The following is a 26,811-nucleotide window of genomic DNA, read 5'->3' as shown; positions in this document are numbered from 1 at the left end:
TGTAGATGATTTAGGCGTAGTTGATGTGGGTGGACGCCACTCCTATTCAACGCTTTGCTGAACGTGACTCAAAGGAGCTTTACATGGATGCACGCGAATACCTGAACCGCAAAGGCGTCGGTGTCGAGCGGGAATCTGACCGCCCCAATACCCTTGAGGAAAAATCCTGGGAGCGAGCCCGCGGGGCAGGGGAGCAACGGCCCAAGTCGGGTACCCCTCATGATTGGGAGGATTGGGAGCGCTATCACGACGAGCTAGCGAAAGATGCCAGCGCATTAGAGCAAAAAATTGATAAGCAGGCACATCGAAAAGAGAAACTTGAGGCAACGCCTGGCGAGCAGGCGCACGTGGCGGTAGAGCACTTTACGCCTCCCACACCATCGTCGGCGCCCCATCCGCATGTCGCCTACCCTGATGCGCAAGTTGTAAGACCGGGCATCACGCTTAGCGAACTTCACTCAAGTGCTGATCAACCTTCGGCCAAGCCTGCGGATAGCGAGCCTGGCGCACTCAAAGCAGCCTATCTCGCCTTGGCTGTTTTGTTCCCGCCGCTAGCACTGGGGCTCACCGGCGCCGGAGGCACGCGCCTGCTTATTGGCATTGTGTTAACGCTGCTGGGTTGGTTGCCTGGGGTTATCTATGCACTTGTGTGGCTCCAGCGTCGTTAACTTATTGCTTGGTTGATAGTTTACCTGTTGGCAGGCCATAAGAAATCCGTATAATTTGCGTAAACCATTTCTAAAAAACGAGGTTTACGGTGGGCTATTTAATTAGCGTGACAGCGCTTTGGGCGTTTTCCTTTTCTTTAATCGGGGTTTATCTAGCGGGGCAGGTCGATAGTTATTTCGCGGTGCTTGTACGGGTAACCCTGGCGATGCTGGTTTTTTTACCCTTTTTGCGCCCCAGCCTGCTACGCGGCAAACAGCGTATTACGCTGATGGCGCTTGGCGCCATTCAACTTGGGGTGATGTACACCTTTCTTTATCAGTCGTTTTTGCTGCTTTCAGTGCCAGAAGTGCTGCTCTTCACCATTTTTACGCCGGTGTATATCGCTTTACTGGATGATCTGATGTTTGGCCGTTTCACTCCTATCTACTTACTTACCGCGCTATTGGCCGTTGTGGGGGCTGCTGTCATTCGCTATGACGGGATCGACAGCGGCTTCTGGCTCGGTTTTTTTGTGGTCCAGGGGGCCAATCTCTGCTTTGCGCTGGGCCAGGTCGGGTATCGTCGCTTGGCCGCAGACTTGCCGGCTGACCTTGCGTGGCATAACGTCTTTGGATGGTTTTTCATTGGCGCCATGGTCGTTGCACTACCGGCTTATTTATTGTTCGGCAATAATGCGGCGTTACCCAGCACACCGCTGCAGTGGGGAGTGCTTGCCTGGCTTGGTCTGGCCGCCTCTGGTGTGGGGTATTTTGCCTGGAACCAAGGCGCTACCCGCGTTGATGCAGGCACCTTGGCGGTCATGAATAATGCACTCATCCCAGCCGGGTTATTAGTTAATCTTGTCATCTGGAGCCGTGAGGCTGATATCGTTCGACTACTGCTGGGCGCACTGATCATGGCGGCCTCGCTCTGGTTGAATCACTGGTTACTCCAGCGACGCAAAGCAGCGACAGCCTAAGGGTTTCTCTTGATTTGGTTAGGCTTATTTGCCCGATACTCCCGGTATCCCCATAATGTCAGGCTGATGCTAGCGAGAGCCGCCCATGCCTAACACGTCACTACCCACTTCAGCGCCGTTAACCGGCCAAGGAAGCTCACGGCCCTTTAAAACGATTGGCTTAATTGGACGCTTGGGCAGCGAGAAAGTCGTCGACTCGTTGCAGCGGCTCATTAGCTACCTGGTCGAACATGATTACAGCGTTTTGATTGAAGACCGTACGGCAACGGTGCTTCCCCAGCACGGGCAGCCGGAAGCCAGCCGTCGTATGCTGGGCGAGCTTTGCGACCTTGTTATTGTGATCGGCGGGGACGGTAGCCTGTTAGGCGCCGCCCGCACATTGTGCCGCAGCGGGACACTGATGTTAGGCGTTAACCGTGGCCGCTTAGGGTTTCTTACCGATATCTCGCCTGACGAGCTCGAAAGCCGGGTGGGCGAAGTATTGGCGGGCGAATTTGAAATTGAGCAGCGCTTTTTGCTGGAAGCGGTGCTTTATCGTAACGGCGTTGCGGTCGGCAATGGTGATGCATTAAATGAAGTCGTCGTGCATCCGGGTAAAGCCGTCCGCATGATTGAATTTGAACTGTTTATTGATGGTCAGTTTGTTTACAGCCAGCGCAGCGATGGCTTGATTATCGCAACGCCTACTGGCTCTACCGCGTATGCACTTTCCGGCGGTGGCCCCATCATGCATCCCAAGCTTGATGTCGTGACGCTGGTGCCCATGTTTCCGCATACGCTTTCCAGCCGACCGATTGTGATTGATGCCGCCAGTGAGATTCGAATTCATATTGGTGAAACCAACCAGACCTACCCGCACATTAGCTGCGATGGACAAACCCGAGCGGTTGCTAAACCAGATGATGTACTCGTGATAAAGCGCAAAGCCGAGCGTGTGCAGCTTGTGCACCCTATCGGACATAACTTCTATGATGTGCTGCGCAGTAAATTGGGTTGGAGTCACCGGTTAGGGGATTAAGCATGGCAGGCTACGACCTGATTGGTGATGTTCACGGCTGCGGTGCCACGCTAGTCACCTTGTTAGAAACGCTGGGTTACCGCGAACAGCGTGGCGTTTATCGCCATCCGCAGCGTAAAGTTATCTTTTTAGGTGACTTGATTGACCGTGGCCCACGTATTCGCCTTGCCGTCACCGTTGCGCGACGCATGGTCGAGGAGGGCGAAGCCTATATTGTGATGGGCAATCACGAACACAATGCACTCGCCTATATGCACCCGGCGCCACCCGGTAGCCATAAGCGTTGGCTGCGTGAACATACGCCCCGCCATAATCGCATCATGGAAAACACGTTGGCGCAGTATCAGGACTACACCAATGAGTGGGATGACACGCTCGCCTGGTTTAAAACGCTGCCGCTTTTTTTAGAAATCGACGGTATTCGCGTGGTACATGCCTGTTGGGACGATGGGTTGATTGAGCAGTTAAAACAGCGCCTGCCTGATGGCCGTATGGATACGCGCTTTTTGATCGAATCTACTGATCCTGGCACGCAAGCCTATCGCATCATTGACCGGTTAACCCGTGGGGCTAACATTCCCTTGCCTGGCGGTATCGCGATTCATTCAGGCGATGGCTATACACGGCAAAGCTTTCGGGCGCATTTTTGGGCCGCTAATCCAACCCGTTGGGGTGATGTGGTTTTTCAACCCGATAACTTGCCTGGCGACCTGGAAACACGTCTATTAACCGAAAACGAGCGCCAGCGTTTGAGTTACTATGGGCCGGAACAGCCGCCTCTGTTTATCGGCCATTACTGGTGTGAAGGTATTCCTGCGTTACCTGCTCCCAATATTGCGTGTTTGGATTATAGTGCCGTCAAGTATGGCCGTTTGGTCGCCTATCGATGGGACGGCGAAACACAGCTGAATGCAGATAATTTCGTTTGGGTACAAGTGATTAAAGAAGAACGTTCCAATGCCAATTTATATGGGAACGATTTTTATTAACCTGTGTTGTCTTAATATACAAGGCTTTACATTTTTTTTATAAAACTGCTGAACTAACTGTGCGGTCGGCCATCAGAGTAGGTGTTCCCTTGAATGATCCCTTGCTTTATCCGGCGGCCCCCTCCGCCGGTTTTTTTTGGCCATGATTTTTTGTTTATAGTGTTTGTCTTCATGCAGAAATAGTCGATGAAGAGGTTGGTTTTAAAGGCGAGGGCCTTAACAGGGAGAATTTATGCACCCCGTAATGCACTTACCAAGTGATGCTGATACGCAGGAATTGCGTAAAGCACTTTGGCACTACCGAATTGGGCATCGCATTACAGAAGAAGCCGAGGGGCCTCTGCTTTGGATAGCCGACCCACGCCAGCATGCAGAGCTCAAGAGCCTGGTAGCGCGCTGGGAGCGTGGCGAAGCACTTATTGTTGATAAGCCAGCCAATCGCCGCTACGCCTCGGGCAGCATACTAACCACCCTGCGTCATGTTCCTGTGACCGCCACTGCGATGGCTATTAGCCTTGTGATATTCGCTTTAACAGGGTGGTTAGGTAATGGTGTAGTGATGGCGTTAACCATCGTGCCGATAGAAATTTCAGGCAATCAGTTTGTATATCGCAGCTTAACCGATGGGCTAATAAACGGGCAGGTATGGCGGCTGCTCTCACCGGCATTTCTGCACTTTGGCTGGATGCACCTGATCTTCAACCTTATGTGGTTATGGTACTTTGGGCGCCAAGTGGAGGTGCTACAAGGCAGCCGTACCATGCTGCTTCTGCTTTTAGTTGCGGGTATCGGCGCTAATCTTGCTCAATATTTTACCGGAACCGTGCTATTTGGCGGCATGTCGGGCGTGGTTTATGCCCTACTAGGGCATGTTTGGGTGATGTCGCGACGTGCGCCACAACGTGGTTTTTTCGTTCCTCAAATGCTGGTTGTGTTTATGTTGGGGTGGATGGTGTTCACCATGACCGATATGGCCAGTTGGGTAGGTTTTGGCAATGTCGCTAACGAAGCACATTTAGGTGGGCTCCTCGTAGGACTTATTACCGGCGTGTATTATTCGTCTCGCCGTTTGAAAACAGATTAAGAGATCCGTAATGAGCGATATGACGTTCGATAAAATGATCAACCAAATGACACCTGCGATTTATGAAAGCCTTAAGCAAGCGGTGTCGCTGCGTAAGTGGCCCGACGGTCGCTTTCTTACCGCTGAGCAAACAGAGCTGTGTCTGGAAGCGGTAATGCGCTTTGAGGCTGAAAATAACGTGCCTGAAGAGAAGCGCGTGGGTTATCTGGAACAGCGTACGTGTGGAGCGGCGTCTTCTGGCGCAGGCGTTACGCCTGAAATGGCAGGTTTGGGACGGGATGCAACGCGTGGTTGAACAGGCAGTGCAAGGATGTTTACGCAAGATGTCGGTCGTATTGCCTGACCGGCCGGGCGACCAGGTGAGTTACCATTTGCGTGCTGGGGATCAACACATCCCCCTCAATTCGCGCGTAGGCAAGCCGATATCGCTTCATTGGAGCGGCGCCATTGCTTGTACTCACTGCGGTCGAGCGACTAAAAAAAGCTTTGCTCAAGGGCATTGTTATCCGTGCTTCAAGCGCTTGGCGCAGTGCGATACCTGCATCATGAAGCCTGAGACGTGCCACTTTTTTCAAGGCACTTGCCGCGAGCCTGAGTGGGGCGAAACGCATTGTTTCCAACCGCATATCGTTTATTTGGCGAACTCATCGGGTTTAAAAGTTGGCATCACCCGTAAAACACAGATGCCGACTCGTTGGATGGACCAAGGCGCTATCCAGGCGCTCCCCATACTTGAGGTCGACACGCGTCAGCAATCAGGGTTCGTCGAGGTGCTTTTCAAAGAGCAGGTAAGCGACCGAACCAATTGGCGGGCTATGTTGAAAGGGGAGGTGGAGACGCTTGATTTAATTGCCGAACGTGATCGCCTGTTGGAAACGCTTGATGGCGGTTTGAATCAGCTGCGCGACCAACATGGCAGTGACGCGATTCGGGTGTTGGATGAAACGCCCTACACGTTTGATTACCCGGTGGAGACATTCCCACGCAAAGTGGTTACCCATAATTTTGACAAACAACCCTTGGTCGAAGGCGTGTTACAAGGCATTAAAGGACAGTATCTCATCCTTGATAGTGGAGTGATTAATCTCCGTAAATTCACGGGTTACGAAATCACCCTAAGGTAAATCGGCTAGCCAGAGTGGCGAGCGTTGACTAGGGTTAGTGGAGTGTTCTTTCACTAAGCCTAACGCAATGCAAGGAAGCCTCAATGCCTTGGCTAAAACTTCTTCATATAGCCTCGCTTGTTGTCTGGTGCGGCTCGCTGCTGTATCTGCCTGCGTTGCTCAGCTATACGTTGCAACTGCGTAAAGACGCAGGCTTTGCGCAGGGCTCTCCTCCCATGCCACGGTTTTTTTATATTTCTGTGGCAACACCGGCAGCGCTAATTGCCATATTTTCCGGCACGCTTCTCTTTATCTTGCATGGTTTGGTGGGCGGCTGGCTGGTGCTCAAGTTGGGCGCTGTCGTTGCCATGGTGGCTGCCCACGGCGCCTATGGCTGGCTAATTTTACGTCTGGAAATGGGGGTTTATAAAGGCGTAAAAACGGCTTCAATACTCGCGTTTTTGGTGGCCCTGGCAGGTATTCTTTGTGTGCTTGGGCTGGTATTAGCCAAGCCGCTGGATTGGAGCTAGCCCGCCATGACCGCTATCGCCTCACTCTTCAACTTCCACACCGACTGCGTGTTCATACACGAGTTGGCCGCCCAGCCAGCCAGCCAGCGCTACCAGTCCGGCGGTTACCACAGAAACGGCAATGCCCCAGGGCAGCACCAACTCCGGTTCGCTAAAACGGATCAGCCAGTTAAGCGAAGCAAGCGAGAGCATGACAACAGCGACAATAGCGTGGCTCCAGCCGGTAATAAGACGGCGAATTTGGCCTACGCTCACCAGGTCAATGGTGCCCGCAATACTCGCCAGCCAGCCCCCAAGTGCCCCTATACCCGCCAGCCACAAACCTACGCGCAGCCAGAAAGGATCATCGGTATACCAGTATCCCAAATCGCAGGCTACCAGGGCCATCAGTGCAGCCACGGGAAAGTGAACCATCAGCGGATGCAGCGGGTGGCCAGAAATAGAAGCGCGACTTTTGATATTACGCCTATTGGAGTTTGCCATTATCACTTCCTGTGGGCAGAAAAAAGGAATAAACAATGAGGGAACGCTACTTATATCACGTCGCCTTGCTGTGTATTCAACGTGCTGTGCCGCAGTGGGTAAACCGGTGCATGCTCACCCTGCTGGGCACTCTGACGTTAGGTCTTACAGGCTGCGCGGGTGATCTATCTATTCTAGACCCCGCTGGGCAAGCTGCACGCGATGTGGTCCTAATCTGGTGGATAATGCTGACATTTGCCACGGTGGTGCTGATTGGCGTGGTGGCGTTATGGCTTTATACCTTCAAACGTAAATACCAAGAACGTACGCCTCAAGAGGAGCGCAAAATTGCTCGCTGTTGGATTATTGGTGGGGGCATTTTACTTCCTGTTTTGAGCGTTACAGCGTTACTTATTTTTGGGGTGCCGACTGGCAAGCGAATGTTGCCGCTACCGTTGAGCCAGCCCCCGGAAGTAATTGAGGTGATCGGCCACCAATGGTGGTGGGAAGTTCGCTACCCGGGAGCAGAAGGTGGAGAAGTCGTTACCGCGAACCAGCTCATCATGCCTGCGGGGGAGCCTGTAGATTTTCACGTTACCTCCGCCGATGTTATTCACTCCTTTTGGATACCCAGACTAGGTGGCAAGATCGATATGTTACCCGGGCGCACCAATGTTATTCGCCTTGAGGCCGATGCGCCGGGCGTCTTTGGTGGTCAGTGCGCGGAATTTTGCGGTACTCAGCATGCGAATATGGAGTTTTACGTTGAAGCCGTAGAACGTGAAGAGTATGACGCGTGGCTCGCTGAACGGCAGGAAGAGCGCTTGGCCGAACGGGCACTTGCAAATGATGACTTTGCCCAAGCGCGGGATGAGTTTGCATCTACCTGTGCCAGCTGCCATAGCGTTGCTGGACTCTCTGCCTCCACTATTGGGCCTGATCTTTCTGATATTGGTGCGCGCTATACCTTGGGCGCGGGCACGCTCCCCATGGAGGAGGGGGCTATTCACTACTGGTTGGAAAATCACCAAACGCTCAAGCCGAGTAACAAAATGCCATCTCATAACTATATGGATACTGCCACCTTGGAGTCCCTGGGTGCTTGGCTGGAGACCTTGACCCCATGACAACGATTGATCGCGACGCAAGTGGCCCTGAAGACCTTCAAAAGTTACACAATGACCTTGCAGAGGTATGGGCAAACCCTGCTGGCTTAAAAGCGTTAACCATTGTTAACCACACCACGCTTGGCCTTAGATTTATGGTCACCGGGATGGCCTTTTTTCTGATTGGTGGCATTTTGGCGATGCTGATTCGCACGCAGATTGCGACACCCGATCAAGGCTTTTTAACACCCGAAATCTATAGTCAAGTCACCACCATGCACGGCACGGTGATGATGTTTTTGTTCGCCATCCCCATTTTGGAAGGCTTGGCGATCTATATGATCCCCAAGATGATTGGCGCGCGTGACCTGGTGTGCCCGCGGTTAACCGCGCTGGGCTACTGGTGTTATCTATTTGGCGGCATCATTCTTTCTTTCAGCATGGTGCTGGAAATGGCGCCGGATAGCGGCTGGTTTATGTACACGCCGCTTAGCAGTAGCGAGTATTCGCCAGGCCTCGGCTCCGATTTCTGGCTGTTGGGGATCACCTTCGTTGAGATTTCGGCGCTTTCAGCCGGGGTAGAGTTGGTAGTTTCCATTCTACGAACCCGTACTCAAGGGATGGCGCTGCACAAGATGCCGCTGTTTGCGTGGTACATTTTGGCCATGGCGCTGATGATTGTGGTGGGTTTTCCACCCCTTATTCTGGGCAGTATCTTGCTGGAGCTTGAGCGTGCTGTAGGCATGCCATTTTTCGACATCGCAGGCGGCGGCGACCCGGTACTCTGGCAGCACCTGTTCTGGCTATTTGGCCACCCAGAGGTTTACATCATCTTTCTGCCGGCTGCTGGTATTGTCTCGACGCTGATTCCCGTCTTCGCCGGTCGGCCTATCGTAGGCTACGGCTGGGTTGTATTCGCCATTACCGTGATGGGATTTATTAGCTTTGGGCTATGGGTCCACCACATGTTTACGGTGGGCATCCCCCAGCTGGCTCAGGCATTTTTCTCAGCTGCCAGTATGCTGGTGGCGATACCTACCGGTATTCAAATCTTTGTCTGGTTGGCCACACTATGGCTTGGTAAACCCAAAATGAAACTCCCGATGTTATGGATCGTCGGATTTTTGGTCATTTTTGTGTGCGGTGGTTTAACCGGCGTTATGTTGGCGCTAGTGCCCTTTAACTGGCAGGTACATGACACGCACTTTGTCGTGGCGCATATGCACTATGTACTGGTAGGCGGCATGCTTTTCCCGTTAATGGCCGGGCTTTACTACTGGTTGCCGCTCTTTTCAGGGCGGATGCCCTCTGAAACGATTGGCAAATGGGGCTTCTGGCTGGTGTTTATTGGCTTCAATGCCACTTTTTTGATTATGCACTGGACGGGTCTTCTGGGAATGCCCCGGCGGGTTTATACCTATGACACAGGATTGGGCTGGGATGTTTTTAACTTGTTGTCTTCCATCGGCGGGTTTGTGATGTCGGCAGGGTTCGCCATGGTGCTGATTGATATCGCGCTGCACTTTCGCTACGGCAAACCCGCCAAAACCAATCCATGGAATGCGGATACACTGGAGTGGGCCAATAAACTGCCACCGACTCCCTATAACTTTGTCAGCTTGCCTCCTATTGAAACACGCCACCCGCTTTGGGAGCATCCTAAGTTGCCGCAGGAGATGGAAGAAGGTAAGCACGGCCTGGCCTCAGCAGACCACGGCCGCCGCGAGATGTGGGGCACCGACCCGCTAACCGGTAAAGTGCGTGAAGTTATTCATGTGCCCAGTAACTCCTGGTGGCCGCTTTTTGCTGCTATGGCGCTGGCGATAGTGTGTATCAGCCTGTTATTGCGCTGGTACCCGTTGGCCGGTTTGGGGGCAGCGGTGGCGGTCGTTTTCCTGCTGCGCTGGTCGTGGGAGAACGGGGCCCATCCTAAAGCGGCGCCTAACGCTAATGTTACGCCTGGCGACCCACCGCTGCACTCCCGAACCATGGATGGCCCCGGTGTATGGGCCATGACAACCGCAATGATCGCCAATGGATCTTTTTTCCTATCTTATCTATTTGGCTGGTTCTATCTATGGACGATATCGCCTGAATGGCGGATGCCCGAGACATCGCCGCTTTCCTTAATAGCGCTTGTCATCGCGGGCTTCGCATTGCTGGGTGGCGCGGCGTTAATGGAGAAAAGCGTACGCGGGCTGCGTAAACAACAAGAGCGTGGCTTGGCGTTTAACTTTTACGGCGCCGCGCTATTGGGCGGCATTCAGTTTGCGCTGATTTTATGGGTAATGGTACGCGCTAACCTGGCGGTTACTGAAACGTCGCATGATGCAATTCTGATGGTAGGCCTCTACTACGCGCTGCTGCATAGCGCCTTGGGGGCCGTACTTTCCCTGCTCCAGGGCTTACGTGTTGGTTACCGCTATGTGGGATTGCATGCGCCGTTTGAACCGGTAGTCGTCGCTTATTTCTGGCGCTATAACGTGGTGGTGTTCTGGATATTGGTTGTTGCGCTGGCCGTGCTACCGCGCGTGATTGGAGGCTAAGCGATGAAAGCAATCGTGCAGCGATTAAATCTTACTCATCCGGGCCATTTTGTAGGTGGGTTGACGCTTTGGAGCATCTGGTTTGTCGCCATTTACGGCGGGCTATCGGTTGCCTGCGCCGTGGTGCCGCCAGAGCCTGACCAGGGGGCATTTAACCATATTAATATCACTCTGCTGTTGCTGAGCCTGGTAACCGCCGTGCTATTGGCCGGGCTTGCCTGGGGGTGTTTTCAGGAAGCTAAACAGCATAAAGGGCGGCAGCACTTTAATGCCTTTGTGTCCGCATGGCTATACGTGTTTTCTGCCTTGGGCGTGGTGTTTGTCGCCGGGCCGATGGTTGGCTTACCGCCTTGTCTGTAAGCGGTAAAGAGCCACCGATGCAGGCGCAGGGGGAGCCAAGCGCCAAAGAAGCGCTGTACACGCTAAACGGCATGTGGTGCACCAGTTGTGCGCTCGCCGTGGAGGGCGTGCTTAGCCACCGAAAGGGGATTGAGAGCATCAGCGTTCACTACCCAACCGCCACGCTATGGGTAAAAGGAGCTGCTGAGGCTATCTCGCTCGACACGTTGGCCCCTGGAGTAAAGCGCCTGGGCTACCGATTAACCGAGCTGGAAGCTGGTGCGGACGCGCATGCGCGCCTTGAGCAGGAAAGCCGCTATTTGAGTTTACGCCTGCTGGTGGGGGCCGTGTTTGGCATGTGGACCATGCTGGCATCCCTGTTGATTTACGCAGGAGCGTTGCCCAACCCAACGATTGAATGGGTCGTCGCTTGGGTGTCGGGGGCATTTTCTATTCCCGTTGTGACTTTTGCCGGGTGGCCGTTTTATCGGGCGGGCCTGCGCACGCTGCGTGCTAAACGTCCGGGTATGGACGTGCTGGTTACCCTCGGCGTTTGGTCTGCGGTCGTGGTGTCATTCGGGCTTTTATGGCGCGGCTCTGCCGAGGTGTATTTCGATACAGCCGTCATGCTCATTGTACTTTTGCTAGGCGGGCGGCTAGTGGAAACGCTGTGTCGTCATCGCGGGTTAAAAGCCCTTGATGTCCTGCCCCAACCAAAGGGTGAGGCGCTGGTGTGGGAGGGCGCCAAGTGGCAGGTGAAACCCTTGGCTGAGGTGCTACCGAGTGCCAGGGTAATGCTCACGCCGGGTGAGCTTATTGCGCTGGACGGCATTTTAGAAGAGGCCGCGTGGGTGGATACCGCATCGCTGACGGGGGAGAGCACGCCTCGCCACTTTCCTAAAGGCGAGCCAATTTATGCCGGCTGTCGGTTACTAGGCAGCGATGATGTCAGTATGACGGTCACTCATGCCTTGGGCGATCGGCGTCTGGACCGTCTTCGCGACCAAATGCGCCACTATCAGACGCAAAAGGGCGAGCTGCAAAAACTTGCCGACCGCTTTGCTGCCTGGCTAAGCCCCGTGGCGTTGATACTGGGGTTAGCTACTCTGCCGGTGGGGCTATTATTGGGGCTTGGCCTTGAAGATGCCGCCGTTCGAGCGCTTTCAGTTCTGGTCGTTGCATGCCCCTGTGCCGTAGGTTTGGCCGTGCCATTGGCAAGCCTGGCGGGGAGCGGACGACTGTTAAACCAAGGGATCGCCTTACGCGACCCAGCAGCGCTTGAAACGCTGGCGAGAGTTAAAACCATTGCCCTGGATAAAACCGGCACGTTAACGCAGGGCGAACCGGTGCTAGTAAACTGGGTAGGCCGCGAAGGGGTGACCGAACAGGCGGTTAAAGCCACGTTGTATCAAGTGGCAGCCAACAGCCCGCATCCCTTGGCCCAAGCGCTCAAGCGTTGGGCGGGTTCTGACCCGACATACGTGCCGCGGCAAGCCCCGCTGATAGAAGAGGTGCCTGGGCAAGGGGTGCACCTTCACTTGCCAGAACATGGCGATATTTGGCTCGGCAGCCAGCGCTTTTTAAGTAGCCAGGGTATTGAGCTGCCTGAATATGAAACGGATACCTCACTTGCCGCCTCTGAAGTGGTACTTGCGGACGCCTTGGGCTGGCTAGGCAGCTTCTATCTTGAAGATACGCCGTATGAGGATGCCGCGTCGAGTATTCAATCACTGCAAGCCGATTACTGGGTGGTCATGCTGAGTGGAGATAGGCCTAGCGCCGTTGAGGCGGTGGCTGAGCGCCTTGGGCTGGCGCCGAATGCATGTTTTGCAGAGCGTTCGCCAGAGGCGAAAGCCCGTCTGGTTCAGGGGCTGCCTGGGCCTACGATGTTTGTGGGCGATGGGGTTAATGACACCTTAGGCCTGGTGGCTGCCGATACTGGGGCAGCTCCTTTCAACGCCAGTGATGCCGCCCGTGAAGGTGCAGCTGCGCATTTACTGAAACCGGGTATTTCTAGCCTGGTTGAGGGGCTTGCCACTGCTCAGGCAACTCGGCGTGTCATGTTGCAGAATTTAACCCTGTCGGCCGTCTATAACACGCTAGCACTGGGCTTGGTGATCGTGATGGCCATTCCCCCGCTGGTGGCGGTGCTGGCCATGGTCGCCAGTTCATTAAGCGTTACGCTGAATGCTGCCCGGCTTGCCTGGCGCGACTGAGCATACTGAACCAGCAGGCAATCAAAATGTGAATGCGGGATAATCCAGTGTCTCGGCCAGCCGTTTTGCCTGGTTTTTGACCCAGGAAGGGTCAATTGGCCCCCAACTGATAATCCGGTATTCACCACTGTTATGGCGCTCGCCTTGGGTTGGTTGAAACTGGCATTCAATGTCCAGTTCGGCAAGTGACGCAATCGTATCCTGAGCCGTACGACGCGGCATGCCACAGGCGCTCACGAGCGCAGGTACGCTAGCGACGCCCTGGTCGATCAGGTAAGCCACGTAAAGACGTCGATAAAAGCTGGATTTTGTCTTGCTGAGAGAGTCGGTCATAAAATCTACTGTGTGAGTGTCTTATAAATGAGCGCGGACTAAAGCATACGGAACGTCCTCTGCCACAGCCACCGTTTAATACGTATGCCTACTCTCTTTAAAGACGCCATGTTGCATGCGTTAACGCAGACGATTGATGCGCTGCACACGGTGAGCTTCACCTCACAGCTGACGGCGCTTCTCAAAACCATTATCCACTTTGACTGTGCGGTGATCATTGGGTACCGGCCTGACAAACACCCTATCTACCTGTTCGATTCCATTCCCGAGCGCCGTGAGCTGCTTTTTCAGCGCTACTTGCTACAGGATTACCAGCAGGACCCGTTTCTGGTGCCGCTCGGCAGCGCCCCGCGGCAAGGCGTGCTGTGTATGGCCGATGTGGTACCGCCTGCCGGGCATAACGAATACGCCAGCAACTTCTATCAGCGAACCGGCTGGCAGGATGAACTTTGCCTCGCCATTCGTCTAGATGACGCCCGCTGGATAGTTATCTGTCTGGAATTACCATACAAACAGGTAAAAAAGCACTTTCGCCTGCTTAATCGCGGGTAACCGTAAGTAGAATGCCCTTTCTGGGGTGCAACTTTTTTTGGGTCAATTAATCATTTTGTCATTCTAAGGTGTTGTAGTAGTCGGCTTTTGTAAAAATAAGCAGGATTACAATGACACCCATATATAAAGTGCTCTACCTGGTTCGCCATGGTCAAACCACCGGCGATATCGAAGACCGTTTCGGTGGCTCCTATGACGATCACCTGACGCCGCACGGGCGAGAACAAAGTAAAGAGGTTGCAAGGGCGCTTCAATTAATAGGCGCTGAATCATTATATGCAAGCCCACTTATCAGGGCGCAAGAAACCGCCGCTGCTATTAGCGAAGCCACGAACATTACGTGCCGAACGCTTCCTGATTTTCAGGAGCGAAATCGCTATGGAGTGTTAAGCGGATTGCTTAGATCTGAAGCAGCACGCTGTTTTCCAGGTGAAGTTAAAAAAATTAACGATGAAAAAAGTAACGTCGAAGGATCAGAAACATATTCGGCTTTTAAGAAAAGGGTTTTATTCACACTTGATAAGCTAAAGCACGATCTTACGGAGTCGCCTTCCATCCTTGTGGCTCATGGCGGCATTATCCGCCTTCTACTCAATGAATTGTTTGATATTCAGCATGTTAAAGTAGGAGATTGTGCTTATTTTAAGCTAACAGTTTTAGATGATATTTATGAAATCAGCGATGTGCAGGGAATAACCTTTCGGTCAGCTTCTAAAGCTTACTATAAATGATTAGCCTGATTGAAAAAGCTGGTGGGATATCTTATTAAATAATATTTATTAAATTTTTATAAAAGCAAAAAAAGGCTCTAACATCATAATGCCACGCTGTTGTCACACCGGTGTCACCAATAACCGTCATTCTTCGAGTAAGTGAGTATCTGGCGTTCTTCATGCGAGGAGGGTGCGGCAAATGGCTGAGAATATTAATAGCGCTGTGCAAGAGGTCTTGCCAAGCCAGGGTCGAAGGATAAAAGTCCGGCGCAAGGGCACACTAAGGCAGTGGCTCACGCTTGCATTGCTGGTGTATTTCCTGATTTGTGCCGTATCCATCATAGGTAATGGCTTTAAGATTGCTGCGGGCGACCATGCTGCTCAGCTATTTGAATTTGCCACCAACCCCTTTGTTGGTTTGATGATTGGGATTGTCGCGACGGCCCTGATACAGTCATCTTCAACCGTTACTTCCGTTATCGTGGCGTTTGTGGCGGGCGGCCTGCCTGTCGCTACGGCGGTGCCTATGATCATGGGGGCCAATATTGGTACTACTGTCACCAATACATTGGTAAGTCTGGGCCACGTACGTGATAAAGCCGAGTTTAGGCGCGCGTTCTCTGCCGCAACGGTGCATGACTTTTTTAACTTGCTGGCCGTGGCGATTTTTCTGCCCATTGAGCTTATTTTTCATCCGCTTGAAAAGCTGGCGAACGCTACGGCGTTTCTGTTTTACGGCGATGCCGATCTTTCCATGGGCAGTATTAATATTGTCGGGATGGCAACAAAGCCGATTACCTCTTCGGTTGAAAGTGTCGCCATGAACCTGCCCACGATTGCCGGTGGCGTTGCCATGATTATTTTTGGCATTGCCGTGATCTTTTTAGCGATTCGTTATATCGGCGCACTGCTGAGAGTACTGATGGTAGGGCAGGCAAAAAATATTATGCATAACGCCATTGGACGTGGCCCCGTCGCCGGTATTGCTTCTGGTGCTGTGGTGACGTTTTTAGTCCAGTCTTCCTCTACCACCACAAGCTTAATGGTGCCGTTAGCTGGGTCAGGCGCGTTCTCTTTACGTCAGATTTACCCTTTCACATTAGGCACCAACATTGGCACGACGTTTACCGCGCTACTTGCTGCCACCGCAATTACTGGGGCAACTGCCATACTGGCGCTGGAAATCGCGCTGGTTCATCTCTTCTTTAATCTATTTGCGGTTGTGGTGATTTTTGGCCTACCTTTTTTAAGACCACTGCCTGTTAAGGGTGCCGAGTGGCTAGGTCGTGTCGCCTCAGAAAGAAAAGCACTGGCCGCTGCTTGGGTATTAGGCGTATTTATTGCCGTGCCAGCCATCCTGATTGCGCTCACCACGCTGTTTTGAGGAAACGTCCATGACCAATCAACACGAGCTAGTGTCAACATCGACCGCTGAACTCAAGGCCATGCTGGATGACTCTTCCGAGCTCATTGAAGAAATAAGAGAAGAGATAGCGCAAAGAGAAGCGCAAGAGCGAGAGCTGGAACCTTTCGACACGTTGATTAAAGAAGCACGACCCAAAATGAACGAAATTCGTAGTTTCTTTACGTTAGTGCTCAATGAGCTACGCCACCGGCCTAAATAAGCGTTACGAATAGCGAAAACAACAGGATTACTCATTTAGGCATTTGTTTGACACTTTCAGTAAGCTGAGAGTATGTCAGCAAATGCTTTTTTCAAATCTTTTAGGCCATGCCATGCTGTAAATCTCTTGTCTTAACTTGTTTCCATCAAAGCGTTGTTGTTTATTCATTGGCACGAATGGTTGCTTGTTGGATATTTCTTTTTACATTGGTTGTTAAATCACTTTTCTACCCGTTGGGTGCTACGAGAAAGAAATGACACGCCTTGGTTGGTAATATTTTTAGCAGTTTCAAGTGGATAGGCGTTTTTTGGCGAAATAATTTTTTAAATTATACTTACGATGTTTCATTTTTAAGATTTTGTCATAGACTAAAAGCACCACCCATGTAGATATAGTAAATTTTGATGGTTTGATAGGGTGGTCTTAGCTGATCTTTGAGCAGTAAACGTGATCCATATAAAAACTGGGGGTAGTACGATGGATGTCAAAGGGTTAAATGCACGTAATGATAATGACGATGTATATGCATCAATTGACTTGGCGACATCGTTGCCGAAATCCGGGTTTCCCGATGAAGAACGTAATCCTCACAATGTATTTAGCGCCATTCGTGACGAATTAATGCTTGATGGAAATTCCCGCCAGAACCTGGCAACATTTTGCCAAACATGGGTAGATGATGAAATTCGTAATTTGATGGATCTTTCAATCGATAAAAACATGATCGATAAAGATGAATATCCACAAACTGCGGAAATCGAAGCACGCTGCGTTAGGATGTTAGCAGATCTCTGGAACTCACCCTCGCCAGAAACAACCATGGGATGCTCGACGATTGGCTCTTCAGAAGCCGCAATGCTTGGTGGGCTAGCGCTTAAGTGGCAATGGCGGAAAAAACGTGCGGCAAAAGGGCTGCCCACGGATAAACCAAATATGATTTGTGGGCCGGTACAAATTTGCTGGCACAAATTTGCCCGTTATTTTGATGTTGAACTGCGTGAAATTCCGCTGGAAGGCGATCGCTTGATTATGAGCCCAGAGGAAGTTATCAAACGCGTTGATGAGAATACGATTGGTGTCGTACCAACGCTGGGCGTTACCTTTACCTGCCAATACGAGCCAGTAAAAGCCGTAAGCGATGCACTGGATCAATTACAACAAAAAACCGGCTTGGATATTCCTATACACGTTGACGGTGCCAGCGGGGGCTTTTTGGCTCCGTTCTGCGCGCCAGATCTAGTGTGGGACTTCCAACTCCCGAGAGTGAAGTCCATTAACACGTCTGGCCACAAATTTGGGCTTGCACCTTTGGGAGCTGGCTGGGTGGTCTGGCGTGAAGCAATAGACTTGCCCGAAGAGCTCATTTTTAACGTTAACTATCTCGGCGGTGATATGCCGACATTCGCGCTCAATTTTTCGCGCCCCGGTGGGCAAATCATTGCGCAGTACTACAACTTCCTGCGACTTGGGCGTGAAGGTTACGCCAAAATCCATAATGCCTGTTACGCTACCGCGCAACATATTGCGGATGAGATTGGTAAGCTAGGTCCCTTCGAAATCCTCTTTGATGGGAACAGCAATGAAGGTATTCCTGCGTTGGCATGGAAGCTGAAAGAAGGCGCAAATATTGGCGGTTATACGCTCTATGACCTGGCCGACAAATTACGCTCGCGCGGCTGGCAAGTCCCCGCTTATTCTATGCCAGCTCACCGTGAAGACTTGGTTATCCAGCGTATCCTTGTTCGTCATGGGGTGAGCTACGATCTAGGCTGCTTGTTAATTGAAGATATGAAGCGAGCACTTCAGCATTTTGAAGATCATCCCGTGGTTAATCCATTGTCAGAAGGTGAGGCCAGCGGCTTTAATCATTCCTGATTTGAAACTTTTGGTTGTTAGAGCGGCTAGACATCGCCGCTCTAATTAGCGAATAAAAGAATGACGGACTAATAATTCGTTTCTTCGGGGAATAAATATGGATAATACACAATCGACAGCCGCGCCAAAGCAGCTTTCGTTATTGGGTTTCTTCGCGATAACGGCTTCAATGGTAATGGCGGTATATGAATATCCTACCTTCGCAACATCGGGTTTCTCGCTGGTCTTCTTTCTTATTCTTGGTGGGGTTCTGTGGTTTATTCCGGTAGGACTTTGCGCAGCAGAAATGGCGACAGTTAAAGGCTGGGAAGAGGGTGGGGTTTTCACTTGGGTATCCAAAACGCTAGGTGAACGATGGGGATTTGCGGCAATCTCCTTTGGATATTTGCAAATTGCTGTTGGCTTTATTCCTATGCTTTATTTTGTGCTAGGCGCACTCTCTTACATTCTTAATTGGCCTGCACTGAATAGCGACCCGATAGTCAAGACGATTGCGGCGTTGATTATATTGTGGGGGTTAGCGTTAACTCAGTTTGGCGGTACCAAGAATACGGCGCGGATTGCAAAGCTAGGCTTTTTTGCAGGTATTCTACTGCCCGCTTTTATCTTAATTGGGCTTGCAGTTTTGTATCTTCATTCAGGTGCGCCGGTCGCTATTGAAATGAGTGCACAGACGTTTTTCCCCACCTTCGGTAGTATGAGCACCTTGGTGGTGTTTGTCGCTTTTATACTGAGTTATATGGGGGTTGAAGCGTCGGCTACCCATGTCAATGAGATGAAAAACCCCGGTCGTGATTATCCTCTCGCCATGTTGTTTCTTATGGTTTCTGCCATTCTCTTAAGTTCACTCGGTGGGTTGACAATTGCGTCTGTTATTCCTCACGAGCAAATCAACTTATCTGCGGGCGTGATGCAAACGTTCAGTGTGTTGATTAACCACTTTGGCAGCCATTTTGAATGGGCTATTCGGATTATTGCTGCGCTGCTGTTGCTGGGTGTGCTGGCTGAAATAGCCGCATGGATTGTTGGACCATCACGCGGTATGTTGGTAACCGCGCAGCAGGGTATCTTGCCGGCGCGTTTTGCTAAAGTAAACAAGAACGGCGTGCCGGTGGCGTTGGTTATTTCTCAGTTAATCATTACAACTATCGCATTGATTGTTTTGACGAATACGGGGGGAGGAAATAATATGTCCTTCCTGATTGCGCTAGCGCTAACAGTCGTTATCTATCTGTGCAGCTACTTTATGCTATTCCTGGCTTACATTACCCTTGTTCGAAAACAGCCTGAAAATCAACGTACCTTCAATATCCCAGGCGGTAACAAAATAAAAATTGCTGTTGCAGTGGTGGGGTTACTTACTTCTTTAGTTGCTTTTGTCGTCTCCTTCTTTCCTCCCACGGGGTTGCCAGGAAAAGAGTCTAACGAAGTTTATACCGGTTTGCTGATCGGCTGTTTCCTTGTAGTGCTAGCGATTCCGTTTATTATTTATGGAGTGCATAATAAAAGCGCTGCGCCAAAAAACCTTAAACTACACCACATCAAGCCCCATACAGCGCCCGAAGGTCACTACTTTATTCATCCCAAAGCCCGCAGTACGCATCACATCGTTGTTGATGGAGAAAAACTGCATTGATGAACCATGAAAGGATGTTTAGAAATGTGGTCCATTAGATTTTAAGCAGAGCTATGACGAATAGCGAAAAACAACAGTATTAATCACTCAGGCATTTGTTTGGCACTTTCAGTAAGCTGGGAGTATGTCAGGCAAATGCCTTTTTCATGGGCTTTAATAAAAAAGATCGCCCTGAGCGTTGGGCGGGCGAAAGTCTCGGGTATTCAGCCCTTGCTCGGAACGAGATTGAAAGTTCCACTGGCGGCTGGCGCGATTAAAGCGTTGTGCAATCATATCGGCAAAAATACCTTCGCCGCGAAAGCGCTTACCGAACTGAGCGTCGTAGGCCTTGCCGCCCCGGCATTGGCGAATTAGGCTCATTACTTTGGCCGCACGCTCTGGGTAATGGGCTTCCAGCCAGGCTTCAAAGAGTGGAGCGACTTCATGGGGCAAGCGCAGCAGCATCCAGGACGCCGTTCGTGCGCCAGCACGGCTGGCGGCCTCAAGAATCCGCTCTATTTCATGATCTGTTAATCCGGGGATGACCGGAGACACAAGCGTCCCGACGGGAATGCCTGCAGTATTAAGCTCACGGATAACTTTTAAACGCGCTTGAGGAGAGGCCGCACGAGGTTCCAGCGTGCGTTTCATATTGGCGTCCAGGCTGGTCAGGCTAATAAATACGCGCACCAGGCGGTGTTCGGCCATCTCAGCCAGCATATCCATATCCCGTAACACTAACGTGCTTTTGGTCACAATAGTGACTGGATGGCGGCAAGCCAATAATAGCTCAAGCAACTGGCGCGTTAATTGGCGCTTGGCTTCTAGTGGCTGGTAACAATCGGTATTACCAGAGAGATTGATTGGTCGGCAGACGTATCCAGGCTTGCAAAACTCCTCACTTAATCGCTCAACCAGGCCATTTCTTGCAATCAGCCTGGTTTCAAAATCAAGCCCCGGCGACAGATCCCAATAGGCATGAGAAGGGCGGGCATAGCAGTAAACACAGCCATGTTCACAACCTCGGTAAGGGTTCAATGAGCGATCAAAAGGTAAGTCTGGCGACCGGTTCCAGGAAAGCGCACTCTTACTGGTTTCTTCGCGTACTTCAGTTGCCCGTGTGGGGGAAGTCTCTTCGCGCCACCATCCGTCGTCTTCTGCCACGCTATGGGTTGGGGCAAAGCGGTTGTGCGGGTCATAGGTTGCCCCGCGGCCTTTGTGCACGGTGGTCCGTATTGGTGATTTGCCGAGAGACGCCATACGTCTGCCTCTTTCTATATTGGTGTATATATATACAGTATATGTGTTGTGACCAAGCGTGCAAGCGTTACTCAGGCGAAACCCACAATGAACAGTTTTACGGATCGGCTGCTGATTGCGATTCATGGTTATTAGAAATAATTGACTTACCTTTATTAGCATTCATGAAAATGACATTTTTAAGCGCTACGATTTGTTGGATATCGAATTAGCTAAATTTATTTTAGGGATGAAAATGAAAAACTTTACGCGCAATGCACTCACGTTGGCACTGGCATCGGTCATGGTTACGCCGGTATTAGCGCAGGAAAACACAGCTAAGAACGTTATTTTGATGATCACCGACGGCACCGGTATCGAGACGTTCCGTGCGGCAAGTTACTTCCGTCACGGCGCGCTGGGCCATGAAGTTTATGATGAGTTTGACACACAGCTTTTCATGGCAACGCATCCGTTAAACACCTCTACCACACCCACCAAGAGTGATGACGGTACGGTTACGTTTGAACCAGCCGAGCTCTGGAACGACGAGGTGGTAGACACCGTTTACGAAGGTAGCCTGGGTAACTACAAGGGCTACTTTGCCGGTTACGACTACGCTCGGGCTGATTACACCGACAGCGCTGCAGCGGCAACGGCGCTGGCTTCAGGCCATAAGTCCTATAACAGCGCCATCAACTGGTCCAACGATGATGAACCGCTTAAGCATATTGGCGAATACACTGTTGATAGCGGCCGCGCTCTGGGCGTTGTCTCATCGGTGCAGGTTTCCCACGCGACGCCTGCCGGTTTCATGGCCCATAACGTAAGCCGCAATGACTATAGAGCCATTGGCCGCGAAATTGTCGATTCTGGCCTTGCCACTGTCGCCATCGGTACCGGACACCCCTATTACGATGCAGCCGGCGAGCATGTCGATAACCCCGGTGAGAGCGATTTCCGCTTTATCGGTGGCGAAGAGACCTACCAGCGCTTGGTAGGCGGCGAAACGGATTACGCCTTTATCGAAAGCAAGGACGATTTTGAAGCTCTGGCTGCTGGTGAGTTGGATCTTCCCAAGGACAAAGTACTGGGCCTGGTGCAGAACATTCAGACGCTGCAATACAGCCGCCCCGGCGTAACCGGCGGTAATCTACTGGATACGTCACCAAGCCTTGCCACACTGACGGGCGGCGCTTTGAACGTGCTCAGCGCCAGTGAAAACGGCAACGAAAATGGCTTTTTCCTGATGGTTGAAGGTGGCGCTGTGGATTGGGCTGCTCACGCTAACAACCTGCCGCGTATTATCGAAGAGCAAATCGACTTCAACGAAGCTGTGGAGGCGGCCGTTGAGTGGGTAGAAAACAACAGTTCCTGGGACGATACCTTGATCATTGTAACGACTGATCACGGTAACGGTTTGCTTCAAGGTCCTGACTCTGATGTGAATGCCTATAGCCCGATCGTTAATCAGGGTGCTGGCGCGCTACCCTTGGTACGTTGGCATTCCGATACCCACACGCGTGAGCTGGTACCGTTGTATGCCCACGGCGCGGGCGCTGAGTTCTTCTTCGACATCGCTCAGGCAGAAGGCGGTCTTTCCCGCTATGAAGTAGACGAAGACAGCCACTACTGGATCGACAACACCGACGTATTCCGCGCGGGCCTGAACGCTTTCGGTATCGAAGCTGAGTAAATACCCACGTATTGCAAGTACAACAGAGCCGCCTTCGGGTGGCTCTGTTCCGTTGGTAACCACTGCCTGATATCACTTCGCCAACTATCAATCCACTCACTACCCCGAAAAGAGTCAGATATGAAGCTTCGTAACACTCTTTCACTGCTGTTATTGACAACACTAGCCAGCACGCCAGCATTTGCACTTAATGCTGAACGCGCGCCCACCGCCAGTGGTCACGCCTACGCTGAGCCTTATAAAGCTGTTCGCAAAGAGGGCGTTTTACATATTGAAGTACGTTTCGTGACGGACTACCCTGGTTACTCTGGCGAGATCATTTATGAAGATATCCCGCTAGATCGAATTGACGGGCAGATCTACGCCGAGTTCGGCGACCAGTCGTTCTCGCTGCTGCGTGAAGATGGAGGTGTGGTCGCGCCAGACAACTTGCGGCTGAGCTTTAACTACGAACCAGACAAGAACCCACGCGTAGGTACCTGGAAAGCCGATTTTGTCGCCCCCATGCACGACGTTAACGAAGTCATGCTATTCATGCCTAACGTTGCGCCCATTGGTCCGATTGTCATTCGGGATCGTTAAACAACCGGTTCTACATTCGTCCGTTATACAGAGTGTAGCCGTACTGCTTCATTGCCTTGGTAAGAAATTACCAAGGCAATGTTGTATCGGGTGCCAGGTTTTTGGGCCAAATTTGGCTTATGCTGGAGGTTTAAATGTAAGGTAAGCCCGTGAAACCTTTCTCCATTCTTTTGATTCGATTACTCGCTATTTACCTCGCCATTACGCCTTTGCTACGCGCATCTCCGCTGCTGTTTAGTCCAGGCTACGATGCGGAGCTAGCCCAGTGGCTGCCATGGCTCGCAGCCACTGCTGTTCTTCCTTTCATCGCGGGTATCGTACTGTGGTTTTCTGCGGTAACGCTGGCCAATAAATTTCTTGGAGAAGAGCGTGCTGAGCCTGCTTTAACGATTGCCGAGGAGGGCTTGGTACGCGCAGGCAGCTTCTTGATCGGTGTGTATCTTTTCGTTCAGCATTTGAGCACAGCGATTGGCCAATGGGCGTGGGGAGGCATAGTGGCCTACGGCTCGCTAGCAGTGGTTGTACTCAGCATCGGATTAATACTCGGTACCCGCTTTTTAGGCAAGCTGTATAGGTGGTTGAAGTATTTCGAGTAATTTTGAGAAGGGGCGGCTAGTAACGCACAGTTTTCACGTAAGTACTTGGATTTACGCCTGATCCAAGAAGCCTATAAAAGAGGATGTTGAATTGGTAACGAGTAATCAACCTGTCGCTCTGATGATCATCGATATGCAGCGGGGTATGAGCGACCCTGCCGCTGGCGAGCGCAATAACCCTAATGCGGAAGAAAATATCCAGCGCCTGCTTACAAAGTGGCGTAGTACATGCTGGCCGGTGGTGCATGTACGGCATATCTCTCGGACCCCCGGCTCGCCGTTCTGGCCGGGACAGCCCGGCGCAGAGTTCCAGCCCGCACTAGTCCCGGAACCTAAAGAGCACGTAGTGGAAAAGAACATACCCTGTGCGTTTACCCACTCAGGCTTAGAGCGCTGGCTTCACGCTCGCGAGATCAAGCGGCTGGTTATCGTCGGTGTAAGTACCAGCAATTCGGTTGAAGCCACCGCTCGCACAGCCGGTAATCTTGGCTTTGATACCCACGTCGTCGCCGATGCCACGTTTACCTTTGCCAAGCAGGACTACGCAGGCGCTTACCGTACGGCGGATGAAGTGCATGCTATGTCACTGGCGAATCTGGAAGGGGAGTATGCGGTAATTACACGCGCTGATGAAGTGCTGTTAATAGTTAGTTAACTCAAATAAAGTTCATGACTTTGTACACTACAACAGCGCCCATAACCTGTACTCATGCTAGTACATAGTCAAAGTAACATTGCACTGCGTGCCTTTTCAGCAACTGTACTGTGAACGAATGACCGTAGGGCAACGAGCGAATGCTCACACTTCCACACTAATGCTACCCATGACTACGCTGGCACTGTTCACGGTAGTAGGTAGCATTTGGCCTAGCGAAGAGTAGAGTGCATTGGAGGTTGACTGGGCCAGTATACGGTCAAGCTTGCTCATATCTTCTTCCGCCTTTTTAAGCTCTCGGCGGGCTTCTTTATCCTCTTGACGTAGGCGAATCTTTAGCTCGTTCATCGCTTCCTGAAGCTCTTTTTTTGTATCGATCAAAATACTGCGCAGAGCGTGTTCGCTGGCGCTAATTCCTTGAGAACGGCGATCATCTTGCGGTTGCAAAGAGGTGATTACGGCCTTTGGCGCGTCATTGGTCGTGGTGGCTGCACCCTGCGCTTGCTCGCTCTGCTCATCATCCTGGTTCGCCATGGTCGCCTCCGCACTGGCGAGCGTCGCGTTGGCGGCTTGAGCGTCAGCTTGTGTATCGGCGCTGCTGTTTTCAGCACTGTCAGAAGAAGCGGTAGGGGTGACACTGCTTGTTGGCTGGGCGCTCGTTACTGTAGGCGTGACAGAAGGGCCAGCACTACCACCGCCGCTATCATTTAATTGCCGCGCTGCCACACCTAGCTCGCGGGCAATGCTTTTAAGCTCTTTAGCCATGGATTTGAGCTGTTCTGGTGATGCAAAGCGCATCATCGCTTTAAGTGTTTCTAGCCGCTGCTTTAAAAAGCCGACTTTCTGCGAAGCATTTTGCATCGCTGACTCTTTCGGGCTGGGCAGGGCCGCCAGTTGCTCAAACGCCTCTTTCTGCTTTTTAAGGCGTTTAGTCAGTGCATCGTCAGCATCCGGTGCTGCCACCATCGGGCTCTTTTGGCTTGCGACCCGAGACACCTTCAAAGCGGGAGACGATTCGTGACGGGTACCTATCAACATAAAATTGGAAAATCCGATCTTCATGGTCGATCCTTCGTTGTTATTAATAGACGTTATCGGCCATTTATAAGCTAACTTTAGTAAGGTTGAACTGGCTTGAGTGATCCGCCGCATAGGGTGATTGATAGGAGTAAGGTTCGGAATTTATGACGATGCCAACCAAAGATACGATTGTCTGGCAGCGGTTGGACCTGCCAGGACACGAGTTATGCAACGTGAGCAGCGGCGAAAGAGGCCACCTGCTGACAGGAACTTCCATCTTCGTAGCCGAGGGCAACAAGTGCTTGCTCTCCTACAGAGTCGTGTGCGATGCGGCTTGGAAAACGCAAGAAGTGCATGTGGCCGGTAACATTAATGATGAGCCGATTGACGTGGTACTTATGGTCGAGCCTGGCAATGTGTGGACGTTGAACGGGGTTGAGCAACCTCAGGTTGAAGGGTGTATTGACGTTGATCTCGCCTTTTCACCAGCGACGAATTTGCTGCCTATCAGGCGATGCGATATGGCTATAGGAGACTCCGAGCAGGCAGTCGCTGCTTGGTTAACATTTCCAGAACTGACGTTAGAAAAGCTACCTCAACGTTACACCCGGCAATCAGAGTCAATATTTAACTACGTATCGAGCGGCGGTGATTTCGAAACGGAGTTAACGGTAAGGTCATCAGGTTTTGTATCTAACTACCCGCTGTTGTGGCGAGAAGAGCATGGCGAATAACCATCGTAGCTTCAATGATGGCCGGGCCTGGACAATGAGCCTTCGGTATTGTGGCAGCAAGCTTATATTCAGCTTCCATAAATCGGTTTGGGCGGTATAAAGCAATGCACATTGCCAGGTTGAAAGCGGCACAGAGTGATCGTGATTTTATTTGGCGTGCTTATGAAAGCGCCTACCAGAATGTTGTCGAGCGTCAATTCGGCACGTGGGAGGCCGAGCTTCAAATGCCAGCTTTTGATGAAAAATGGCGCCAGGGTGGTTTTGAGGTCTTGGCGTTAAACGGTAAGTCTGTAGGTGCTGTATGGGTTACAAATGAAGGGGAATTTCTTCGGCTTCGGGATCTGTTTCTTTTAGCGGAATATCAAGGGCGGGGAGTTGGTGCACACATTGTGCGCCAGGAGCTTGAAAAGGCCAGAGTGCTGGGCGTGCCTTTACGGCTTCGTGTTTTAAAGCAGAGCCAGGCCATCGCCCTATACGAGCGGTTGGGTTTTACAATATGCGGTGAGACATCAACGCAGTACTGGATGGAAGTGAACTAACACGCTGTTTTCGTCGA

At 51.6% G+C, this 26,811-nt stretch carries 28 protein-coding genes; 24 read left to right on the top strand and 4 right to left on the bottom strand.

Going from position 1 to position 26,811, the window contains the following annotated elements; all coding sequences use genetic code 11:
• Positions 1 to 83 precede the first annotated feature (83 nt).
• The 8 genes from ACT3RU_RS08715 to ACT3RU_RS08680 all read left to right on the top strand — a co-directional run bounded on the left by ACT3RU_RS08715 (position 84) and on the right by ACT3RU_RS08680 (position 6,351).
• Positions 84 to 668: a YqaE/Pmp3 family membrane protein gene (locus tag ACT3RU_RS08715; RefSeq protein ID WP_483392658.1), complete on the top strand. Its 585-nt coding sequence runs from the start codon at positions 84 to 86 to the stop codon at positions 666 to 668.
• An 89-nt stretch (positions 669 to 757) separates the two neighbouring features.
• Complete coding sequence (locus ACT3RU_RS08710; protein WP_087111599.1) at positions 758 to 1,627, top strand: carboxylate/amino acid/amine transporter; 870 nt, start codon at positions 758 to 760, stop codon at positions 1,625 to 1,627.
• Between the two features lie 85 nt (positions 1,628 to 1,712).
• Positions 1,713 to 2,645: an NAD(+) kinase gene (locus tag ACT3RU_RS08705; RefSeq protein WP_192527715.1), complete on the top strand. Its 933-nt coding sequence runs from the start codon at positions 1,713 to 1,715 to the stop codon at positions 2,643 to 2,645.
• Positions 2,646 to 2,647: 2 nt separating this feature from the next.
• Complete coding sequence (locus ACT3RU_RS08700) at positions 2,648 to 3,634, top strand: metallophosphoesterase (protein ID WP_192527714.1); 987 nt, start codon at positions 2,648 to 2,650, stop codon at positions 3,632 to 3,634.
• Positions 3,635 to 3,866: 232 nt separating this feature from the next.
• Positions 3,867 to 4,718 carry a rhomboid family intramembrane serine protease gene (locus ACT3RU_RS08695; RefSeq protein WP_192527713.1) on the top strand — a complete coding sequence of 284 codons (852 nt, stop codon included), beginning with the start codon at positions 3,867 to 3,869 and terminating at the stop codon, positions 4,716 to 4,718.
• A gap of 10 nt (positions 4,719 to 4,728) precedes the next feature.
• Positions 4,729 to 5,013: a YeaC family protein gene (locus ACT3RU_RS08690; RefSeq protein ID WP_087111591.1), complete on the top strand. Its 285-nt coding sequence runs from the start codon at positions 4,729 to 4,731 to the stop codon at positions 5,011 to 5,013.
• The gene (locus ACT3RU_RS08685; protein WP_225733828.1) at positions 4,997 to 5,842 is read left to right on the top strand and encodes a DUF2797 domain-containing protein; all 846 of its coding nucleotides are present in this window, start codon (positions 4,997 to 4,999) and stop codon (positions 5,840 to 5,842) included. The genes ACT3RU_RS08690 and ACT3RU_RS08685 overlap by 17 nt, the downstream gene beginning before the upstream one ends.
• Before the next feature lie 83 nt (positions 5,843 to 5,925).
• Positions 5,926 to 6,351, top strand: a complete 426-nt coding sequence (locus ACT3RU_RS08680; RefSeq protein ID WP_192527712.1) for a CopD family protein — start codon at positions 5,926 to 5,928, stop codon at positions 6,349 to 6,351.
• Positions 6,352 to 6,372: 21 nt separating this feature from the next.
• Here the strand turns inward: ACT3RU_RS08680 and ACT3RU_RS08675 are convergent, their stop codons facing one another.
• Positions 6,373 to 6,834, bottom strand: a complete 462-nt coding sequence (locus ACT3RU_RS08675) for a DUF2231 domain-containing protein (protein ID WP_087111585.1) — start codon at positions 6,832 to 6,834, stop codon at positions 6,373 to 6,375.
• A gap of 35 nt (positions 6,835 to 6,869) precedes the next feature.
• Here ACT3RU_RS08675 and coxB point away from each other — a divergent pair, with 35 nt between their 5' ends.
• The 4 genes from coxB to ACT3RU_RS08655 are packed head-to-tail and all read left to right on the top strand — an operon-like array spanning position 6,870 to position 13,020.
• Entirely contained in the window at positions 6,870 to 7,940 is a 1,071-nt protein-coding gene (coxB, locus tag ACT3RU_RS08670; RefSeq protein WP_192527711.1) for a cytochrome c oxidase subunit II, read from the top strand.
• Positions 7,937 to 10,465, top strand: a complete 2,529-nt coding sequence (gene ctaD / locus ACT3RU_RS08665) for a cytochrome c oxidase subunit I (RefSeq protein WP_192527710.1) — start codon at positions 7,937 to 7,939, stop codon at positions 10,463 to 10,465. The genes coxB and ctaD overlap by 4 nt, the downstream gene beginning before the upstream one ends.
• Before the next feature lie 3 nt (positions 10,466 to 10,468).
• Positions 10,469 to 10,825 carry a hypothetical protein gene (locus tag ACT3RU_RS08660; RefSeq protein ID WP_087111579.1) on the top strand — a complete coding sequence of 119 codons (357 nt, stop codon included), beginning with the start codon at positions 10,469 to 10,471 and terminating at the stop codon, positions 10,823 to 10,825.
• Positions 10,826 to 10,842: 17 nt separating this feature from the next.
• Positions 10,843 to 13,020 (top strand): heavy metal translocating P-type ATPase, encoded by a 2,178-nt coding sequence (locus ACT3RU_RS08655; protein WP_225733827.1) that lies wholly within the window; start codon positions 10,843 to 10,845, stop codon positions 13,018 to 13,020.
• A gap of 21 nt (positions 13,021 to 13,041) precedes the next feature.
• On the opposite strand, the gene ACT3RU_RS08650 is transcribed toward ACT3RU_RS08655, so the two are convergent.
• Entirely contained in the window at positions 13,042 to 13,353 is a 312-nt protein-coding gene (locus ACT3RU_RS08650; protein WP_192527709.1) for a winged helix-turn-helix domain-containing protein, read from the bottom strand.
• Positions 13,354 to 13,437: 84 nt separating this feature from the next.
• Between ACT3RU_RS08650 and ACT3RU_RS08645 the strand changes: the two genes are divergently transcribed.
• The 6 genes from ACT3RU_RS08645 (at position 13,438) to gadC (ending at position 19,754) form a co-directional block, all read left to right on the top strand.
• Entirely contained in the window at positions 13,438 to 13,905 is a 468-nt protein-coding gene (locus tag ACT3RU_RS08645; protein ID WP_192527708.1) for a hypothetical protein, read from the top strand.
• A gap of 110 nt (positions 13,906 to 14,015) precedes the next feature.
• Positions 14,016 to 14,636, top strand: coding sequence for a histidine phosphatase family protein (locus tag ACT3RU_RS08640; protein ID WP_192527707.1), 621 nt, complete (start codon positions 14,016 to 14,018; stop codon positions 14,634 to 14,636).
• 181 nt (positions 14,637 to 14,817) lie between these two features.
• Positions 14,818 to 16,002 carry a Na/Pi symporter gene (locus ACT3RU_RS08635; RefSeq protein ID WP_225733826.1) on the top strand — a complete coding sequence of 395 codons (1,185 nt, stop codon included), beginning with the start codon at positions 14,818 to 14,820 and terminating at the stop codon, positions 16,000 to 16,002.
• Between the two features lie 10 nt (positions 16,003 to 16,012).
• Positions 16,013 to 16,243, top strand: a complete 231-nt coding sequence (locus ACT3RU_RS08630) for a hypothetical protein (RefSeq protein WP_087111569.1) — start codon at positions 16,013 to 16,015, stop codon at positions 16,241 to 16,243.
• 477 nt (positions 16,244 to 16,720) lie between these two features.
• Complete coding sequence (locus ACT3RU_RS08625) at positions 16,721 to 18,118, top strand: glutamate decarboxylase (protein ID WP_192527706.1); 1,398 nt, start codon at positions 16,721 to 16,723, stop codon at positions 18,116 to 18,118.
• Positions 18,119 to 18,215: 97 nt separating this feature from the next.
• Positions 18,216 to 19,754 carry a glutamate/gamma-aminobutyrate antiporter gene (gadC, locus tag ACT3RU_RS08620; protein WP_192527705.1) on the top strand — a complete coding sequence of 513 codons (1,539 nt, stop codon included), beginning with the start codon at positions 18,216 to 18,218 and terminating at the stop codon, positions 19,752 to 19,754.
• A gap of 153 nt (positions 19,755 to 19,907) precedes the next feature.
• On the opposite strand, the gene ACT3RU_RS08615 is transcribed toward gadC, so the two are convergent.
• On the bottom strand, positions 19,908 to 20,993 hold the full coding sequence (locus ACT3RU_RS08615) for a PA0069 family radical SAM protein (protein ID WP_192527704.1): 1,086 nt from the start codon (positions 20,991 to 20,993) through the stop codon (positions 19,908 to 19,910).
• A 235-nt stretch (positions 20,994 to 21,228) separates the two neighbouring features.
• On the opposite strand from ACT3RU_RS08615, the gene ACT3RU_RS08610 reads away from it, so the two are divergent.
• The 4 genes from ACT3RU_RS08610 (at position 21,229) to ACT3RU_RS08595 (ending at position 24,501) form a co-directional block, all read left to right on the top strand.
• Positions 21,229 to 22,668: an alkaline phosphatase gene (locus ACT3RU_RS08610; protein ID WP_192527703.1), complete on the top strand. Its 1,440-nt coding sequence runs from the start codon at positions 21,229 to 21,231 to the stop codon at positions 22,666 to 22,668.
• Positions 22,669 to 22,788: 120 nt separating this feature from the next.
• A complete protein-coding gene (locus ACT3RU_RS08605; RefSeq protein WP_087111561.1) occupies positions 22,789 to 23,250 on the top strand; it encodes a hypothetical protein in 462 nt (153 codons plus the stop codon).
• 149 nt (positions 23,251 to 23,399) lie between these two features.
• A complete protein-coding gene (locus ACT3RU_RS08600) occupies positions 23,400 to 23,846 on the top strand; it encodes a hypothetical protein (protein WP_087111559.1) in 447 nt (148 codons plus the stop codon).
• A 91-nt stretch (positions 23,847 to 23,937) separates the two neighbouring features.
• A complete protein-coding gene (locus ACT3RU_RS08595; protein WP_225733825.1) occupies positions 23,938 to 24,501 on the top strand; it encodes a cysteine hydrolase family protein in 564 nt (187 codons plus the stop codon).
• A 144-nt stretch (positions 24,502 to 24,645) separates the two neighbouring features.
• Here ACT3RU_RS08595 and ACT3RU_RS08590 read toward each other — a convergent pair whose 3' ends face one another.
• The gene (locus ACT3RU_RS08590; RefSeq protein ID WP_192527702.1) at positions 24,646 to 25,563 is read right to left on the bottom strand and encodes a hypothetical protein; all 918 of its coding nucleotides are present in this window, start codon (positions 25,561 to 25,563) and stop codon (positions 24,646 to 24,648) included.
• A 122-nt stretch (positions 25,564 to 25,685) separates the two neighbouring features.
• Between ACT3RU_RS08590 and ACT3RU_RS08585 the strand changes: the two genes are divergently transcribed.
• Both ACT3RU_RS08585 and ACT3RU_RS08580 read left to right on the top strand, forming a co-directional pair.
• A complete protein-coding gene (locus ACT3RU_RS08585) occupies positions 25,686 to 26,255 on the top strand; it encodes a putative glycolipid-binding domain-containing protein (protein WP_192527701.1) in 570 nt (189 codons plus the stop codon).
• A gap of 50 nt (positions 26,256 to 26,305) precedes the next feature.
• On the top strand, positions 26,306 to 26,794 hold the full coding sequence (locus ACT3RU_RS08580; RefSeq protein ID WP_192527700.1) for a GNAT family N-acetyltransferase: 489 nt from the start codon (positions 26,306 to 26,308) through the stop codon (positions 26,792 to 26,794).
• The last annotated feature ends 17 nt before the right edge of the window (positions 26,795 to 26,811 follow it).

The sequence above is a fragment of the Halomonas sp. TP35 genome (assembly GCF_052375975.1).
GTDB lineage: Bacteria > Pseudomonadota > Gammaproteobacteria > Pseudomonadales > Halomonadaceae > Vreelandella > Vreelandella citrativorans.
This window is presented reverse-complemented; position numbering and strand designations above follow the sequence as displayed.